This is a genomic window from Nocardioides rubriscoriae (assembly GCF_008087085.1).
In the GTDB taxonomy this organism is placed as follows: domain Bacteria; phylum Actinomycetota; class Actinomycetes; order Propionibacteriales; family Nocardioidaceae; genus Nocardioides; species Nocardioides rubriscoriae.
The window spans coordinates 115,808-133,737 of sequence record NZ_VIYJ01000010.1 but is presented as its reverse complement, the minus strand read 5'-3'; the positions used below and the strand labels follow the sequence as shown (position 1 = coordinate 133,737).

The 17,930-nt window shown below is 73.3% G+C and carries 14 protein-coding genes and 1 pseudogene; 5 read left to right on the top strand and 10 right to left on the bottom strand.

All coding sequences use genetic code 11. The features are described from left to right. Nucleotides 1-51 precede the first annotated feature (51 nt). Nucleotides 52-459 (top strand): hypothetical protein, encoded by a 408-nt coding sequence (locus FZC61_RS18380; RefSeq protein ID WP_148615629.1) that lies wholly within the window; start codon nt 52-54, stop codon nt 457-459. 12 nt (nt 460-471) lie between these two features. Here FZC61_RS18380 and FZC61_RS18375 read toward each other — a convergent pair whose 3' ends face one another. From FZC61_RS18375 to pstC, 10 genes are all read right to left on the bottom strand, one after another. Continuing rightward, on the bottom strand, nt 472-1,233 hold the full coding sequence (locus FZC61_RS18375; RefSeq protein WP_148615628.1) for a sulfite exporter TauE/SafE family protein: 762 nt from the start codon (nt 1,231-1,233) through the stop codon (nt 472-474). A gap of 158 nt (nt 1,234-1,391) precedes the next feature. Beyond that, the gene (locus FZC61_RS18370) at nt 1,392-2,249 is read right to left on the bottom strand and encodes a phosphate ABC transporter ATP-binding protein (protein ID WP_148615627.1); all 858 of its coding nucleotides are present in this window, start codon (nt 2,247-2,249) and stop codon (nt 1,392-1,394) included. Nucleotides 2,250-2,370: 121 nt separating this feature from the next. Then, nucleotides 2,371-3,612 (bottom strand): Ig-like domain-containing protein, encoded by a 1,242-nt coding sequence (locus FZC61_RS18365; protein ID WP_148615626.1) that lies wholly within the window; start codon nt 3,610-3,612, stop codon nt 2,371-2,373. A gap of 48 nt (nt 3,613-3,660) precedes the next feature. After that, nucleotides 3,661-4,341, bottom strand: a complete 681-nt coding sequence (locus tag FZC61_RS18360; RefSeq protein WP_148615625.1) for a hypothetical protein — start codon at nt 4,339-4,341, stop codon at nt 3,661-3,663. Nucleotides 4,342-4,366: 25 nt separating this feature from the next. Next, entirely contained in the window at nt 4,367-5,662 is a 1,296-nt protein-coding gene (locus FZC61_RS18355) for a substrate-binding domain-containing protein (RefSeq protein WP_148615624.1), read from the bottom strand. A 79-nt stretch (nt 5,663-5,741) separates the two neighbouring features. Next, entirely contained in the window at nt 5,742-6,653 is a 912-nt protein-coding gene (locus FZC61_RS18350) for a class E sortase (protein ID WP_148615623.1), read from the bottom strand. Beyond that, entirely contained in the window at nt 6,650-9,487 is a 2,838-nt protein-coding gene (locus tag FZC61_RS18345) for a hypothetical protein (RefSeq protein WP_148615622.1), read from the bottom strand. The genes FZC61_RS18350 and FZC61_RS18345 overlap by 4 nt, the downstream gene beginning before the upstream one ends. Further along, nucleotides 9,484-11,244, bottom strand: a complete 1,761-nt coding sequence (locus FZC61_RS18340) for a substrate-binding domain-containing protein (protein WP_148615621.1) — start codon at nt 11,242-11,244, stop codon at nt 9,484-9,486. Before FZC61_RS18340 ends, FZC61_RS18345 begins: the two co-directional genes overlap by 4 nt. Continuing rightward, nucleotides 11,241-12,359 carry a phosphate ABC transporter permease PstA gene (gene pstA, locus FZC61_RS18335; RefSeq protein ID WP_246142779.1) on the bottom strand — a complete coding sequence of 373 codons (1,119 nt, stop codon included), beginning with the start codon at nt 12,357-12,359 and terminating at the stop codon, nt 11,241-11,243. Before pstA ends, FZC61_RS18340 begins: the two co-directional genes overlap by 4 nt. Further along, nucleotides 12,356-13,396 (bottom strand): phosphate ABC transporter permease subunit PstC, encoded by a 1,041-nt coding sequence (gene pstC / locus FZC61_RS18330; protein ID WP_246142778.1) that lies wholly within the window; start codon nt 13,394-13,396, stop codon nt 12,356-12,358. The genes pstA and pstC overlap by 4 nt, the downstream gene beginning before the upstream one ends. Before the next feature lie 273 nt (nt 13,397-13,669). Here pstC and FZC61_RS18325 point away from each other — a divergent pair, with 273 nt between their 5' ends. The 4 genes and pseudogenes from FZC61_RS18325 to FZC61_RS18310 all read left to right on the top strand — a co-directional run. Further along, the gene (locus tag FZC61_RS18325) at nt 13,670-14,809 is read left to right on the top strand and encodes an ATP-dependent DNA ligase (RefSeq protein WP_211357323.1); all 1,140 of its coding nucleotides are present in this window, start codon (nt 13,670-13,672) and stop codon (nt 14,807-14,809) included. Continuing rightward, entirely contained in the window at nt 14,809-15,348 is a 540-nt protein-coding gene (locus tag FZC61_RS18320) for a hypothetical protein (RefSeq protein ID WP_148615619.1), read from the top strand. Before FZC61_RS18325 ends, FZC61_RS18320 begins: the two co-directional genes overlap by 1 nt. An 18-nt stretch (nt 15,349-15,366) precedes the next feature. Then, nucleotides 15,367-16,065, top strand: a complete 699-nt coding sequence (locus FZC61_RS18315) for a hypothetical protein (RefSeq protein ID WP_148615618.1) — start codon at nt 15,367-15,369, stop codon at nt 16,063-16,065. Beyond that, nucleotides 16,062-17,903 (top strand): annotated as a pseudogene (locus tag FZC61_RS18310) (glycosyltransferase); the annotation flags it as partial. The gene FZC61_RS18315 and the pseudogene FZC61_RS18310, both read left to right, overlap by 4 nt. Nucleotides 17,904-17,930: the final 27 nt, after the last annotated feature.

Genomic DNA, 17,930 nt, shown 5'->3' with positions numbered 1-17,930 from the left:
GCCGCGCGGTCGGACATCCCGCAGCGCGCGCCGATCTGGGACGCTGCGGCCATGGCCGACAACCCGCTGGACCCCTTCCACCTGCTCAACAGGTCGCAGCAGCTCGCCCTCAAGCTCGCCGCCGACACCCTGCGCGCGATCCGCGACACCACCGTCACCACCGTCACCGCGCCCGAGGACCTGGTCCGCCAGGTCGTCGGTCTCGCCGACGCCCTCACCGGGCTCGCGGCGGCCACCGCCCAGCCCCTGCAGGACTTCCTGGTCCGCCAGCGCGAGCTCGCCGACACGATGGCGAAGCTGGCCTCCGCGCAGGCCGACCTGGCCCTGATCGTCGCCGACCTCGCCGAGCGGCACGCCGCCACCGTCACCGCGCTCGAGCACCTGTCGGCGCCGGTGTTCGCCGTCGTCGGCGCCCACCCGCCCGAGGCGCCGCGCAAGAAGGGCGCGCGCAAGAAGTAGGGCCGGTCGCGCTCAGGTGACCGCCTGGACGACGTACAGACCGGCGAGCGCCAGCGCGAGCACCCCGAGCGTGGTGCGCAACGCCCGGTCCGGCAGCCGCGGCTGCAGCGAGGCGCCCAGCCACCCGCCGGCGAGCCCGCCGAGGCCCGCGGCGAGGCCGACGGACCATCGTGGCTCGACGGTCCCGGGGGCGTGGAGCGCGATCACGGCGTACGTCGCCACGCCGACGAGCGAGGTGAGCCAGGTCGACAGCAGGGCGGCAGGGGCGACCGTCGCGACCGCCATCCCGCTGCCGACCAGGAGAGGTGCGACCAGGGAGCCACCGCCGACGCCGTAGACGCCACCGATGGTGCCGACCACGAGGGCCAGGCCCCGCACGGCGCGCGGCGACAGGTCGCGGGCCACCGGCACCGGCGGCCGCAGCACGACCAGCCCTACCGGCACCAGCACGGTCGCGGCGAGCAGCCGGAACACGTCGGGATCGGCCGCCGCGTAGACCCGGATCAGCGCTCCCAGGACGACTCCCGGCACGGATCCGGAGACGATCAGCCGTGCGAGGGGGCGGTCGAGCCGCCCGGAGCGCAGGTAGCGCACCACCCCCGCCGGACCGGAGACCACGTTGTAGAGCAGGTTGGTCGGGGTGACCTGCGGGTTGGGCACGTGCAGCACCGACAGCTGCACGGGCAGCAGGAACACCGCGCCCGACACCCCGACCGGCGTCGTCACCGTCGCCAGCACGAACCCCGCCAGCAACGCCACGAGCGGATCAGCCACCGACGACCGCCTTCCCGGGGTGCTCACCCCATCCTGTGGCCGAGTCGACCTGTTCCTGCGGCTGGATGGTCTCGTGACGGTTGCTAGCGCAACCTCCTCGACCACCGTGTGGCCCGGTCCGGCAGCGAGCCCCGGGAGGCCGGAGGCGGCCAAAGCACCTAGCCGAAGCGGCCGTTGACGTAGTCGGAGGTGCGCTGGTCCTGCGGGCTGTCGAAGATCACGTCGGTGGGACCGTGCTCGACGATCACCCCGGGCGTGCCGTGCGCGGCGAGGAAGAACGCGCACTGGTCGGAGACCCGCTGGGCCTGCTGCATGTTGTGGGTGACGATCACGATGGTCACGTCCTGCGCGATCTGGGTGATGGTCTCCTCGACCACGCGGGTCGAGGTGGGGTCGAGGGCCGAGCAGGGCTCGTCCATCAGCAGCACCCGCGGGCGCACCGCGAGCGAGCGGGCGATGCACAGCCGCTGCTGCTGGCCGCCGGACAGCGCGGACCCGGGCTGGCGCAGGCGGTCCTTGACCTCGAGCCAGAGCCCGGCCCGCGTCAGGGACTCCTCGGTGAGGGCGTCGCGCTCGGACTTGGCGATCTTGGTGCCGGTGATCTTCAGCCCGGCCAGCACGTTGTCCTGGATCGACATCGCGGGGAACGGGTTGGGCTTCTGGAAGACCATGCCGATCGCCTTGCGGGCGTCGGTCAGCCGGCGCTGCGGGGCGTAGATGTCGTCGCCGTCGAGGCGCACCTCCCCGGCGAGCTGGGCACCGGGCACCAGCTCGTGCATCCGGTTGAGGATGCGCAGGAACGTCGACTTGCCGCAGCCGGACGGACCGATCAGCGCGGTCACCTGCCCGGCGGGCATGTCAAGGCTGACGCGGTCGAGCACCTTGCGCTGGCCGAACCACGCCGAGACGCGCTCGGCCTTCAGCCCGGCGGTCGCCGGGACGTCGACCGGGCCGGGGGTCGGGCCGGGGGTCGGGGCCAGGGGCTGGGGTGTCGCGTCGATCTGCTGGGCGCTCATCGCGCTCTCCTTCTGGTACGGCCTGGTGGGGCGCCCGCTCCGGGCTGCCCTCGGACGCTGTGGTGCCGGTGGGGTCACCACCGGCACCACAGGGTCAATCGTGCTCAATCTACTGGACTTACTAGCCCTTTGTCCGCAACCGGTACGCCGTGGACGTCGACGGCAGGTAGAAGGTGCTCCCCTGGAAGCTCACCGTGACCGTCCAGGTGCCCGGGGCCAGCTTGGGCAGGGTGACGCTCCCGGCGCCGGCAGCGATCGTGGCCGTCACCTTCTTGGTCGACCCGGCCTTCTTGATCGTCACCACGGCCTTGCCCGCCGCCTTGGCCAACCCTGCAGGGGTCGGCACGGTGAGGGTCGCCTTGCCGGTCCTGGTGGACGTCGGGACCTTCGTCGCCTTGAACGTCGGTCGGCCCGGCGCTGCCTTGGCCACCGCGTAGGTGCGCGGCGCCGACTCCGAGCCGGTGAACGCGCCCGTGGAGCCGTCGTAGACGACCTTGAGCACCCGGGAGCCCGGCACCAGGGCGGTGCGGGAGATCGGCAGGGTCGCGGTGCCGGACGCCGACAGCGTGGTCTGACTCAGGGTCGTCGACCCCGTGACCAGGCGGACGGTCCCGGTCGGCGTGGCGGTGCCGGAGGCCGGGCTGACCGTGACCGCGACGTTGGCGGCGGTGCCGTAGGTGATCCGGGCGGGCCACGTCGGCGCGACCGTGGTGGAGACCGGCTGCGGGTCGGGCCCGTCACCCCCGAGGACCGGGGCGGTGGTGACCGTCCAGGTGCTGCCACTGACCTTGAGGTACGTCGCGGCGTACTGGTCGGCCACGCCCGCGGTCGCCGAGCTGGTGCGCAGCCGCAGCTCGTAGACGCCGACGAAGCTGTCGCTGGCCGACTCGGGGTTGGGCAGGTTGCCCGCCACGTCGGCCAGCGAGTAGCCGCCGGCGGTGCGCACGAACGGCTTGCCGCTCAGCGACGCGGGGGCCGTGACGGCCCCGGCGCCGGTGAACTTGTCGGTGCCGGAGGCCTGGACCCCGGGCCACGCGCCCGGAGCGGTGCTCTTCAGCGGCAGGTGCACCAAGAGGCTGGCGAACTGGTCGTCGGCCCGCACGGCGGTGTCGGCGGCGACGTAGGTCGCCAGCGGCGCCGTCGTGCTGCCGGTGGTGACCTGGTTGCCGGCGGCGTCGTAGAGCTTGAGCGGCACCGCGGTCTTGTTGGCGTCGGGCACCGTGGCGTTCGCCCCGGTGTACCAGTCGCTCGCGTCGCGGCCGGCGGAGCCGGCTCCGGCCGCCACACCGGCGACACCGGTGGCGGCGACCGCCATGGCGAGGGCCGACGCGGCGAGCAACGTCTTCTTGGGTCGGACGTTCATCTGTTCTCCTGGAGTGGGTCGAAGTGGTCTGAGGGCTCGACGGGCCGGTCAGGGGGAGGGCACGAGAGACGCGGCGGCGGAGCAGGAAGCGGAGCCCCCGTGGACCAGCTCCCACCGGTCACCGTCGACGCGCAGGTCGGCGGTGTCGTAGGAGCTCTCGGTGAGGGTGCCCGCCTCGGGCGTGCCGAGGTAGAGCCGCAGCTGGACGAACCCGTCGTCGGTGGCCGGGAAGGCCGCGACGAAGTCGCCCACCGAGTAGACCTGGTCGGTCACGCGGACAGTGGGCTGCTGCGGGTCGACGACCGTGCCGGCTGCCGTCAGCGGGATCCCGCTGAACTCGTCGGCCCCCACCCCCGCGCGGGGCTGGTAGCCGAACAGCGTCGCGACGGCCCCCGCGGGGTCGAGGGTGCCCGGGAGCCCGGTCTCCCCCACCGCGAGGTCCGCGAACGGGCGGTCGTCGATGCTGCCCCCGGTGACGGCGGTGCCGTCGTCGGAGCACAGGGTGATCCCCCCGGCCGCCTGCGGGTCGTCGTACGGGACGGTGGCAGCGCCACCCTCCGCGCCCCGGTGGTCGTCGGCAACGGCCCGCCAGGCGACCACCGCGAGACCCAGGACGAGCACGGCGCCCGCCACGAGCAGGACCAGCGGTCGGCCCCGCCCGGTCCGCGGGCCGGGCGCCCACGGCCGGGGCCACGGCCGGGGCCGGGGCCGGGTCACGGTGTCGGTCATCAGTGTCTCCTGCCGGCCCGCGGGGTCAGCCCAGCTCGATCTCGGCGTTGTCGGTGCCGAACACGTGGTAGTCCGGGGTCACGCCGGCCGCGGTCAGCAGCGCCTCACCGGCGGGCGTGCGCACGAAGGGCGCCGGACCGTCGGGGTTGTAGAACAGCGCCTGCACCCAGTTGAGGGTGCTGCCGGGCTGCCAGGGCGTGGTGCTGGTCAGGTCGGTCTCGCGGACGATCGCGTTGTAGGCGAAGTTGCCGCCGTACGGCGCGGTCGGCGAGGCCACGTCGCTGTTGCTGTCGCCGTCGAGGAGCTGGATGCCTCCGGCGTTGGCCGGAGTGCGGTGACCGGGGTCGGAGTTGTAGAGGTTGGTCTTCGGTACCGCGAGGGTGCCCTCCAGCTCCTTGGTCTGCGTGTAGTAGCCGCTGTTGAGGGTGCGGAACCGGCCCCGCGGGAAGGGCACGATCGCGTTGCGGCGCTGGGCCTCGGGCAGGTTGGTGATGGCGGTCGGGTCGTTCTGCTGGACCTGGATGCTGTTGGGGTTGGCGCGCAGCGTGCCGCTGGTGACCCCGGCGCCCGGGTTCTGCTTGCCGACGTTGCTGACGAACGTGTTCCACATGCCGGCGTCGGTGGGCAGGATCAGCGGGATGATCGTCTCGGCGGCGTTGGCGCCGCTGTAGCCGGGGATCTGGCCCCAGGTGGTGATCTCGCCCTTGTAGATCTTCAGGATCGTGCCCGCGTCGAGGGTGGCCGGCGCGTTGGTGGTGGTCGCCGCCGCGATCAGCTGGCGGTCGGTCGCGATCTGGATCCGGTAGAGCTTGGTGCCCAGGTTGGTCTGCGCCGTGTTCTGGTGGTTGGCGTTGAGCGGGTCGGGGCTGCGGCCGACGTCGATCCAGCCCAGGTTGTCGTTGAGGATGGCGTCGCGCCCACCGGCGCCACCGCCGCTGGGACGGACCACGAGGTCCTGGCCCGCCCGCAGCGAGATCGTCGGGTTGAGCAGGCGCAGGTCGCTCTGCTTGATGTACTTCTCCCCACCGACGTCGGTCGTCGGGAGCAGCCGCGGGTCGGTGAAGGCGCTACGCCCCTGCGCGTCGCCCGAGGAGTCGAAGTTGACGAAGCGGTAGCGGTTGCCGGCCGTGTTGTAGCCCGGCAGCTCGTGGTAGCCGTCGGCGAGGAAGTTGAACGAGTTCTGGATGATGTCGGAGCCCGTGGACACGACGTCCTTGGGCTGCGGGGAGAAGTCGGCCTCGGCGGGTGAGTGCGACAGCACCAGGGCGCCGACGGTCAGGGCGACCGTGGCGGCCGCCAGGCTCGTGTGACGGTGGAACATCTTAATTCCTCTTTCTGTAGTGAAGAACCGGAGTTATGGAGCAGGGACGTAGGAGGGGTCCGACCGCGTGCAGCGGACCTCAGACCAGACCCGGCAGCAGCCGGGTCCCGACGGTGGAGACCAGCCAGGCAGCGCCCAGGACGCACGGCCCCACGGCGATCCAGGTCGCGGTGGGCGACCAGCGGTGCCAGGCCCAGCTGAACGCCGCGAGCGCGCCGACGAACAGCTGCAGCGCCAGCACGAGGAGGGCCAGCGTGGTGACGTCGGTGCCGGACTCCATCAGGCGGGCGTCGGGGTCGCTGGCGGCGCGGGTGCCGGCGACGGCGGGGTCGCCGACCAGCACGGCGTCGACGTAGAGGGTGCTGCCCGCCGAGATGGCTCCGCGGTCGGCGGACAGCAGCGTCAGCACCCCCTGGTCGCCGGCGAGCAGGGCCGCCGGCACCGGGTCGCCGTCGCGGCGGGGCCCGATCACCTGGTAGGCGAAGACCCCCTGCTGGGTGGTGACGGTGATCGAGTCGCCCCGTCCGAGCTCGCCGATGCGCTTGAACGGCGCACCGAAGCTCAGGCTCTTGCCGGCGATCGAGGTCAGCCCGACCTGGCCGGGGAGCACGGTGCTGAGCACGTGCCCCGGACCGTCCTGCAGCTGGGCCGGGCGGCTGCCCTCGACCACGACGAGGTCGTCGATGCCGGCCTCTGGGACCGAGAGGAGCGCCACGGGGTCGCCGGTCGGGATCGGCGCCGCCGTCGGGGCGGTGCCCTCGGCCAGCTCGCTGCGCAGCTGCTGGTAGAGCCCGTGCTGGGTGTGGGCCTGCTCGAAGCCGCTGAGGACGGTCAAGTAGACCAGCGTCCAGACCATCGCCAGCGACAGGCCGAGCAGGATCGTGCTGCCGCTGAACCGGGCCCGGTCGCGCACGGCGCCGCCTGGGGGCGAGGAGTCGATCGCCTCGGTGCGCAGCACCGTGGGCGCGGGGAGGTCGAGCATCGCGCTCATCGGCGCCGCCCGCCCTTGGTGCCGCGGCCGGCGGCCAGGGCCGCCAGCGTGGCCGCCACGACGTCGTACCAGCGCATCAGGGAGCCGGCGATCGCCGTCGCCAGCGCCAGCACGAGCAGCCCGCCGGGCCCGAGCCGTCCGAAGAGCGAGGTCTGGCCGGCGGTCAGCACCGGGGCCGCCTCCACGGGGGCCTGCTCCTGCACCGGCACCGCCCGGGTTGGGGCGGCCTTGGTCGGTGCGTCGGGGGCCACCGGGGCGTCGACGACCGGGGCGGCGGGGTCGACGGCGGCGGGCGCCTGCGGTGCGTCCGGGGTCGGGGTCGGGGTCGGGGTGGGCGTCGGCACGACCGGCTTCGAGCTGAAATCGCAGGCCACGTCGTGCTCGGGTGCGACCGCGTCGAGCGCGGGGGTCGCCCCGGTCTGCGCCCGCACGGCTGCGATCGAGGTGCGCAGGTAGGCCCGCTGCGCGCCGAGCCCGTTGGGCTGCGTCAGGGGGAGGTAGCCGGCGGGGAGCTGACCGTTGGCGGTGCCGGACACCTGACCCTCGCCGTCGACGTAGCAGAGCAGCGTGGCCAGCTTGGTCGCGGCGGCGCCGTCGAGACCGCTCGTGGGCACGACGGTGTAGACCGGCATGGCCCCCGGGTAGGCCGCCGCCCCCGCCTGGCTCGACAGCGCGCCGTAGTCCAGCGACCACGACCGGGTGTCGGGGTCGGCGCTCAGCAGGCGGGCCGCGGCCTGCAGGCCGGCGGTGTCGCCCTTGACGAACGTGCGGCCCGTCGCGTCGGTGAACTGCTGGCGCGGCGCGACGCTCGAGGTCGTCTGCAGCTCGGCGGTCGTCAGGTTGTAGCGCGCGGCCGCCGAGAGCGTGACCAGGCCCAGGACGAACCGGTAGCCCACGGTCTGACGTCCCTGCTGCTTGAAGGACAGCGTGTTCTGGTCCGAGCCGTCGAAGCGGCAGGCGGTCAGCACCGACGAGGTGGAGTACTGCATGTCGGTCACCACGGTGCCGAGGTTGGACACCGGGTTGAGCACGAGCTGCAGCAGCGGCGAGGGGCTGTTGCCGTAGCAGGGGTTCTGGTTCTTGTAGAAGTCCGGCGCCAGCCACGAGTCGCGCAGCGGCCAGGAGTCGACCGGGAGGTCGATGCGGCGGTAGGCCTCGTTGACCGTCATCCCCCACGGGTCGGCGTAGCCGTCGAGCCAGGCCCGGGCCTCGGGGTCGGCGTCGATCCACGAGGTCAGGGCGTGGAGCAGGTCGGAGTTGGAGGAGAAGATCTGCAGCGCGGCCGCCGCCTCCACGTTGCTGGTCACCGGGAGGCCCGGGTTGAGCGCCTGGAACTCGGGGTCGAAGGTGATGTTGAGCGGGTTGCCCCCGATGCTGGGGTGGTTGTCGCGCACGACCGCCATCGCCGGGTAGGAGCTCGTGAGCAGCTTGGCGACCAGCCGGGCGTCGAGCTTGAGCTGGGTACGCCGACGTTGCGAGGTGTCGTCGATGTTGAACGCGATCGCGAACCCGCCGAACGCGGTCGGCGCCTGCACCACCGGGCGCGTGTAGCCGTCAGCCGGGGTGATGGTGCTGAAGATGCCGTCGAGCTCACCGCTCTCCACCAGCGTGCGGGCCAGGGCGTCGGACTGCTGGATGTGGGTGAAGGAGAACAGGTCGTCGCGGGTGCAGAACGTGGGCCGCCACGAGGCGGTGAGCTCGTTGAGCACGACCGAGCCGAGGATCTCGACCGGCGCCTCGGTCGTGTTGGCGTCGCACACCGTGCCGGTCGCGGCGAACTGCAGCGGCACCGTGATCCGGTTGCGCCAGTTGGACGCCGACCACCACAGCTGGCCGCGCACGGCCTGGTCGGAGGTCGTGCTCGTCCGGGGCTCGCCCGGCTGGTAGGCGCCGGTGCGTCGGCAGGACGCGTCGGCGGCGGCCTTCTGGCTCTCGCTCAGGGGTACGCCGGTGCGGGTGGTCTGGGGCTGCCCGGCCGGCAGCGCGGTCCCGTACGCGTCGCAGCTCAGGCCGACGATCGGTACCGCCACCAGGGCGCACGACACCGAGACCGTGCAGCCGAGCGTGCCGTTCTCGGCCGCGGTCCACACGGAGAAGTCGGTCTCCCCCGTGCCGTCGGTGCCGGTGACGCCGTACGTCGTGTTCGCGGGCAGTGCGCCGGCCTCGGCGTTGTCGGTCTCGGGGGCCAGCGAGACGCAGCCGCCCTCGGGGTCGGGGCCGCCGTAGTAGACCTCGCCGCTCAGCGAACGGATCGGGAGCCAGCGGGCCGCGGAGGGCTCACTGCCGCGGCAGGCGGCGGGCAGCTCGGCCGGCGCCCCGACCACCGCGGCGCGGTCGGCGGGCGTGGCGAAGGAGTCGAAGCGCCAGGCGGGTGTGGGGGTGCCGGCCGCGAGGTAGCGCTCCGGGGTGGTCTGGGTCCAGCAGGTCTCCGGCGAGAGCCGGACCTGGCCCGCGGGCACCGCCCCCGCGCTGTCGACGCCGCGGCACTGCAGGAGCACGAAGGGGTACTCCTGGTTGCGGCCGTCGGAGGAGTGCGGGTCGTTGACGATGCCGCCGGTCGGGACCGCGCCCCGCCAGGACACGTGGACCTCCTGGCGTCCGCGCAGGTTGGCCGTCTGCGAGACCGTGAGCGTGACGGTGTTGCTCGACACCTCGGTGGTGTTGCCGTCGGCGTCGGTGAACGACCGCGTCGCGGTGACCGAGCGGGTGACCGAGCCCTCCTCGGCCGCCTGGGCCCCGCCCTGGAGGGCGGGCGCCAGCACGGCCACGCCCGCGAGGACGAACGACAGGGCGAGCAGGACGTGCGAGGCACGTCGGCGGTGGGCGACCCTCACGCCGCACCGCCACGACGCGAGGCCCGTCCGACGACGGTCGGGACGACGAGGGCGATGAGGAACAGCCCGGCCACGAGGACCAGCAGCATCGTGGAGGAGCCGGCATCGGCGTCGGGGTCGAGCGTGGTGGCCACGACCGGGGAGCCCGCGACCGCACCGTCGACGACCGCGCCACTGCCTGCGACCGCACCCGAGCCCGGCGCCGGGGCGTCGGGCACGCCGTCGCCGTTGGTGTCGACCGCCGGCACACCGGCACCGCCACCGGTGGCGCCGCCGGCGACCGGGGCCGGCCCGCCGGAGCCGGCGCCCGAACCACCGCCGGCGCCCACGCCACCGCCGCCCGCACCGCCGCCGGCGCCACCGCTGTTGGCGTCGTCGGGGACCTGGCCGTTCTCGTCGGGGTCATCGTTGAACGCACCGACACCGTCGGCGCAGGGACCCGCACCGACCTTGTCGCACGACGCGGGCAGCGGCGCGATCTGGGCCAGGTGGTTGACCTGGGGCTTGCCGGGCACGAACGTCGGGTTGAAGCAGTTCTTGACGTTCTGGATGATCGAGGCGTCGAACTGCACCCCGGGGTCGGCGGTCTTGAGCTTGTTGACCTGGGTGAAGCTGGCCTGCACCAGGTTGACCGGCAGCGGCGAGTAGCCGATCTTGCCGACGGTCGACTGGCCCTCGCAGATGGAGTACTTGAGGAAGTCGACCAGCGACTGGCGCTTCTTGGTCGTCATCGTCGAGTCGTTGGCGGCGGTCGGGATGATCGCGTAGACGTAGGACGACAGCGGGTAGGTGCGCTGGTCGGGGTTGGTGTAGACCTTGTCGAGCTTCTGGGTCAGGTAGTCCGGGTCCTGCGGGTCGTCGTTGATCTCGGCCTTCGTCAGCGCCACGGCCACGTTGTACTGCGTCGGCAGCGTGTAGAAGCCGGCCTCGTTGAGCATCTTGGCGACGGGGAAGTCGGCGAGCAGCGGGTAGGAGTACTCCTCCATCGCGATCGCGCCGTTGGCGCCGTCACCCTTGACGAAATTCATGACGCCGTCGGAGCCGGCCTGCCCGCGCATCGGCCCGCGGGTCTCCCCGCAGTTGACCGGGTAGTAGTCGGTCGGGGTCGAGCGGCCGCCGTTGCACTCGCGCCACAGGTCGGGGTACTGGCTGACCATCCAGGTCGTGAACTGGTTGCTGACACCGGCACCGTCGGCGCGGACCACCGGGATCACCGGGATCGACGGCAGGGCGCGGCCGTTGTTGTCGGCGGTGATCGCCGGGTCGTTCCAGTTGGTGATCTTGTTGGTGAAGATCTTGGCGATCGTCTCGCCCGACAGCCGCAGGTTGCGCACCCGCTGCCCGCCGACGACCAGGTTGTAGGGGAACGACGTCCCACCCGAGACGACCGGCAGGTAGGCGAACGAACGGCCCAGTGGCGAGTCGATCGCCCCGGTCGAGGGGTCCTTGCCGCGGTACGGCGAGTCGGTCACCGCGAAGTCGGAGGCCTTGTTGGCGTAGTCCTTGCGACCCTGGGCCGCCCCGTTGGGCGTGTAGACGACCTTGATGCCCTTGTCGTCGACCGACGGGACCCACTGCGCGAGCGCGTTGCCGGCCCACGACGACCCCGACCCCTTGATCAGCTCGTACGCCGCCCGCTGGGCGACCTCGGCCCGGGGGCTCGCGACGGTGCCGGCCGCACCGGGGCCGGCGAGGACTCCCAGGCTCACGAGCAGCAGGAGCAGGGCCCGGGCGGCCCGGGTCCGGGAGCGGGTCATCGGCTCTTCCTTCCGCCGGCGACGAGCCGGGCGACGACGAACAGGGTGAGGACCAGGACGAGCAGCACCGCCGCGGCGCCGTAGGCACGGCCCGCCTGCTGCGGCACGCCCGAGGTGATCGCGGTGTAGATGAACAGCGGCAACGAGTTCATCGGGTCCTTGAACGGGTTGACGTTGGTGAACGTCGAGGCGCCCGAGGTCAGCAGGACCGGCGCCGTCTCGCCGACCGCGCGGGCGATGCCGAGGATGAGCGCCGTGGCCAGGCCGGGCCGTGCGGTGGGCAGCACGACCCGCCAGACCGTCTGCCACTGCGTCGCGCCCAGGGCGTACGACGCCTCGCGCAGCCCGCCGGGCACCACCCCGAGCACGACGTAGGCGGCGCGCGCCATGATCGGCAGCGCCATCACCGCCAGGGCGAGCCCGGCGACGAGACCGCTGGCCGGGAAGCCGAACCTCACCAGGAAGATCGTGTAGATGAACAGGCCCGCGACGATCGACGGCAGTGCCGTCATCGCCTCGACGACCGTGCGGACCAGGCGGGCCGTGCGCCCGCCGACCTCGGACATGTAGACCGCGGTGGCGACCCCGAGGGGCAGCGCGATGCCGATCGCGATCGCGACCTCGATCAGCGTGCCGATGATGGCGTGCACGATGCCGCCCGAGTCGAAGTCGGCGTCGGGCTGCACCCCGGACATGTCCTGGGTGAAGAAGGTCAGGTGGGTCAGCGCCGGCAGCCCCTTGAGCAGCGTCATCACCACGACGCTGGCCAGCGCGACCCCCACCAGCGTGGGCGCGCCGATCACGGCGGTGGCGACGACACGGTCGACCACCACCGGTCGCGGGTGGGCCAGGCTGGTGAGCAGGGCGTAGTAGCCGACGAACACGGCGTACCAGCAGACGGTGAAGCCGATCGCGCCGGAGAAGGGGAAGACCTGGGCGTAGAAGATCCAGGTCGTGGCCAGCGAGGCCGCGGCGGCACCGGCGAGCGTGTAGACGTCCTCGCGGGTGCGCGCGCCGGTGGGCCGCACGACCTCGGGCTCGACGGGCGGGACCGGGCCGCCGACGCGACGCAGGTCGGCCCGGCGGCGCTGGCGCTCGGGAAGGGTGGCGGTCACAGGTCGGTCACGTCCGATCCGCGTGAGCGCGACACGATGCCGGCCGCGATGCTGTTGACGAGCAGGGTCATGCCGAACAGGACGAACCCGGCGGTGAGGAGCGCGGAGAGCTGGGCCGCGTCGGCCTCCTTGAAGAACGCCGCGATGGTCGCCGAGATGGTGGCGTTGCCGTTCTCGAGCACGTAGGGCTTGCGCTCGAAGCTGAGCTGGAGGACCAGCACCACCGAGATGGTCTCGCCGAGCGCGCGACCCAGGGCGAGCATGGTGCCGCCGATGACGCCGCTCCTGCCGAAGGGCAGCACCACGGTGCGGACCATCGCCCAGCGCGTGGCGCCGAGGGCCAGGGCCGCCTCCTTCTCCCCCACCGGGGCCTGGCCGAACACCTCGCGCATCACCGAGGTGGCCATCGGGAAGATCATCATCGTGACCGCGATCGCGGCGATGAACGCGGAGCCGGCGTAGGACGGGTAGCCCGGCAGCTGGTTCCAGATCGGGTAGTCGACGTCGGTGCGCACGTGGAAGAACGGGATCCAGCCGAAGTACGTGCTGAGCCAGTGGGCGACGTGCGCGGCGTGCGGCTGGATCAGGAACAGCACCCACAGCCCGAAGATGATGCCGGGCACCGCCGCCATCATGTCGACCAGCAGCACCAGGGTCGGCCGGAGCCGGGCCGGCGCCCAGTCGGTGATGAACAGCGCCGTCAGCAGTGACAACGGGATCGCGAAGCACAGCGCCAGCAGGGCGACCTCGACGGTGCCGATCAGGGCGCCGCTGATGCCGATGACGTCCTGGCTGGGGATCCACCGGAACTCCGTGAAGTACGACAGCCCGTAGTGCTGCAGCGTCGGCACCGACGAGATGCCGAGGAAGACCCCGATCGAGCCGGTGACGACCAGCACCAGCAACCCGGCACCGCGCACGCTGTGGACGAAGAGCAGGTCCTGCAGCGACCGCCTGCGCACGACCTGGCGCGGGGTGTCGGGTGCCGGGTCCGTCGGGAGATCGACAGGGTCGAGCACGGCGGTCTCGTCGGACACCGGCGGGATCCTCCTCGTGCACCAGGCGCGGACGGGTCCGCGATCGATCGACTGCCCCCGAGAAGGTCCTCAAAGTGGACCGGGCGGGTTCACTTTGGGACCTCCCGTCGGGCGGGTCAAGCCAAACATGCCTAATGTCGATCAAATCACTAGAGCAAATAGTCATGATGGTCTGAAATGACCAGGCGCGAGTAGCCCGAACGGGCCAGCCGCACCCCGGTCGCACCGGCCCACGCGAGTCCGCGCCGGGGCACGGCGTGGTTAGGTAGGTCCGTGGACCTGCCCGTGATGCCACCCGTGCAGCCGATGCTCGCCAAGGCCGTGACCGGCGTGCCCGACCCGGCCCGGCACACCCACGACGGCATCACCGGTCTCAGCTTCGAGCCCAAGTGGGACGGCTTTCGCTGCCTGGTCTTCAAGGACGGCGACGAGGTCGAGCTGACCAGCCGCAACACCAAGCCGCTGACCCGCTACTTCCCCGAGCTCGTCGCGGCTGCGCGCGAGCAGCTGCCCGAGCGGTGCGTGCTCGACGGCGAGGTGTTCGTGGCCATCGGTCAGCGCCTGGAGTTCGAGGTGCTGCAGGAGCGCATCCACCCGGCGGCCTCGCGCGTCGACATGCTCGCGGGCAAGACCCCGGCCAGCTTCGTGGCCTTCGACCTGCTGGCCCTGAGCGACGAGTCCTACGTCGACCGCCCGTTCGTCGAGCGTCGCGCCGCGCTCGTCGAGGCGCTGTCGGGGCTGATCGGCCGCGGCGGCCCCTGCTACCTGACGCGCACGACCGACGACCCCGCCGTCGCCGAGCGGTGGTTCCACCAGTTCGAGGGCGCCGGGCTCGACGGCGTCATCGCCAAGCCGCTCGGGGCGACGTACACGCCCAACGGACGCACGATGATGAAGGTCAAGCACGAGCGCACCGCCGATGTCGTCGTCGCGGGCTACCGCGAGCACAAGACCAGCACCCCCGGTCAGCCGCTGCTCGGCAGCCTCCTGCTCGGCCTCTACGCCGACGGCGAGCTGCAGCACGTCGGCGTCAGCGCCTCGTTCACCGCCGTACGCCGGGCCGCGCTGATCGAGGAGCTGCAGCCGCTCGTGGTGCCGATCGCCGACCACCCGTGGGGCCGCTGGCAGGAGTTCCTGACCGCCAACCCGGACCGCGTGCCGGGCACCCAGAGCCGGTGGAGCCAGGGCAAGGACCTGTCGTTCGTGCCGCTGCGTCCCGAGCGCGTGCTCGAGGTCAAGTACGACGCCATGGAGGGCCGGCGCTTCCGCCACACCGCCCACTTCAAGCGCTGGCGCGACGACCGCGACCCCACCTCGTGCGGCTACGACCAGCTGGAGCAGCCCGTGAGCTACGACCTCGCCGAGGTCCTCTCGGCCGCACCCCCCACGACCCCGACCCAAGGAGACACCTGATGGCCGACTACGACGTGGTCCTGCTCGTGGAGCAGGCGCTCACCGCCCAGGACGCCCGCCAGGTGCGCTCGCTGCACGAGGGTCTCGACGACCCGGTGACCTACCACGTGCTGCTGCCCGTCGACGACGCCGCCGCCCGCGTCGAGGCCTCGCTCGGCTCGCTGTCGGGCAGTGAGCTGCTGGCCACGCCGGCGATGCCGATGGAGACCGTCGACCTCGACGCCGTGCGCGAGGACTCCCGCCAGCGCGCGCAGGCCGACCTGACCGCCTCGGTCGCCGCGCTCGAGGCCGCCGGCGCCACGGTCGCGACCAGCACGCTGGTCACCGGTCCCCCGATCGACGAGCTGGTCGCCAAGGTCAAGGAGGTCGACGGCCGCGAGACGATCGTCCTCACCCAGCCGCACGTCGTGGCCGAGCTGTTCCGCCTCGACTGGACCTCCAAGGCCCGCCGCCAGCTCGACGTGCCGGTGCTGCACCTGCTCGAGCACGAGAACTTCGACGAGCAGGCAGCGGGGCCCGACGGCATCGGCGGTGCCTGACGCCCTAATCTTGCGCCGGTGAGACTCCGCCGCCGCGCCGACGACGCGTCCGACGCGCCCGGCGCACCCCGGGCCGCCGTCGGCGGGGTCGAGACCGTCTTCGCCGGGGTGCTCGACGGTCGGCGCCTGTGGCTCGCGATCGCCGCGCAGCCCGGCGTGCTCGCGCTGCGCGGGCCCGACGGCGTGGTCGACCTGCCGCGCGAGGTCGACGACCGGCCGGGCCACCTCGCGGCACGCCTCGACCTGGCCTCCCTGCCGGCGGCAGCGACGTCGTACGACGTGGTGCTGGTCGCCGACGGACGCGCGACCCCGCTCGTGACCGGGCCGCTGCCCGCCGCGCGGGTGCCCGCGGCCCCTGGCGGCGACACGCGCCACGTGCTCGAGCGCGCCGACGACGCCACGCTGCGGCTGCGCACCGAGCCGCTCGCCCCGGCCTACGAGCTGGTCACGGTCGACGCCGGCCCCGACGCGCTGCGGCTCGAGGTCACCGGACCCGACGGGCCGCTCACCCTCGACACCGACGACCTGCTCGGACAGGCCGGCCCCACGATGGCCCCGGTCCTGGTCGGCCCCGACCGCCTGCCCGTACGCCGCCGCGACGACGACCTGCCCGACCCCGGTCGCGGCGCCCCGCTGCCCTCGGTCGGCCGGCTGCGGCTGCGCTGGTCGGGCGACGGGCTGCTGCGCGCCCGGCTCGCCGAGGCGGACGAGGCATGAGCGGCGCGGGCGAGGGGATGCGGATCGGCTTCCTGGTCCTCAACCTCGACGGCATGGGCGGCACCAGCCGCTCGGCCATCACCCAGGCCAACGCCCTCGCGGCGCGCACCGACGTCGCCGCGGTCACGATGGTGAGCATCACGCGCTCGGCGCAGCGCCCGCACTACGCGATCGACCCGCGCATCGAGGTGCGCCACCTCGTCGACCTGCGCGACCCCGGGCGCCCGGCCCTCGACGGCCTGCCCGCCGACCTGAGCAGGGCGCTGCACGCCCGGGAGTCGGCGCTGGTGCCCGCCCGCTGGGACGCCCAGTTCACCGCGCTGTGCGACGTCGCGATGGAGTCCGCGCTGCCCGGGCTCGACCTCGACGTGCTCGTCACGGTGACCCCCGGGCTGCTGGTCGCGGCCGTGTCGCTGGTGCCCGACCGCGTGGTCGTCGTCCACCAGGAGCACCGCGCCTCCCACGACCGCAGCGGGGGGCTCGAGCCGCTGCTGGCCCACGCCCCGCGCGCCGATGTGGTCGCGCTGCTCACCCCGACCGTCGAGGCGTGGCTGCGCGACCAGCTCGGTGCCCTGGCTCCCACCACCGTGGTCGTGCCCAACCCGCTGCCGCTCGGCTTCGCGCCACGCTCGACGCTGGAGCGGCCGTTGGTCGTGACCGCGGGCCGGCTGGTCGGCGAGAAGCAGTTCCCCCGCCTGGTCGACGCGTTCGCCGAGGTCGCCGACGCGATGCCCGGCTGGCGGCTGCGCATCTGCGGCGAGGGCCCCCAGCGCACCGAGCTGGCCCGGCAGGTGCGCAAGCACGGCCTGTGGGACCGCGTCGAGCTGCCCGGCACCGTGCCCGACATGGCCCGCGAGTGGGCCAGCGCCTCGGTCGCGGCGCTGACCTCGCGCACCGAGGGCTACCCGCTGGTGCTGCAGGAGGCGATGGCCGCCGGGGTGCCGGTCGCGACCTTCGACTCCCCCTCGGGGCCGCGCGAGATCGTCGAGCACGAGGTCAACGGTCTGCTCGTCGCCCCCCAGGCCACCAGCGGCATGGCCTCCGCCCTGCTGCGCCTGGCCACCGACGCCGACCTGCGCGAGCGCCTGGGCCGGGGCGCCCTGGCGACGGCCACGCAGTGGGCGCCCGCCACGATCGCCGAGCGCTGGATGGAGGTCTTCACCGAGGCCCGCGAGCGGCGCGACGACCGGGGACGGTTGACCGGCCGGGCGCTGGCCGACCTGCCACCGGTGGCCCCCGACCCGACCGCCGACCTGGGCCCGGCCCTGGCCGGTGTCACGCCCGCCGCGGCTCGCCACGCCGCCCTGGCCTGGGCCGTCGAGGCCGCCCGCTCGGCCACCGACACCTGGCTCGTCGTGCCCGCCCACGAGCACCCCGCGCCCACCGTCGTGGTGCCGGTCGAGGCGCGCGCCGCGGTCCTCGACGCGCTGGCCCGACCGGGCTGCCCGTCGTACCTCTGCCTGCGCGACCCGGCCGAGGCCGGCTGGCCCGAGCGCCGCGGGACCGTCGCCGCGCTGGCCGCCGACCTGCGCCGCGGGCGTACGTCGGTGGTCGGCCTCGAGCCGTGGCCGCTGGTCGACGGGGCGCCGTCGCTGCTCTCGACCGGCTGCGGGGTCGAGATCGAGTTCTGGGAGACCGACCCGACCGGGGCGCTGGTCGCCCCGCGCCGCAACCCCTACGCCGACCGCATCCCGCCCGACCTCGTCGCCCACGGGGCCGTCGAGGCCGAGGTCGACGGCGTCGCCGTCCGGTCGCTGCCGCTGATGCTGGCCCCGACGGTCACCGAGGTCCGCTTCCCCGTCGACGTCGTCTACACCTGGGTCGACGGCCACGACCCGGCGTGGGACGCCGCCCGCGCGGCCCGG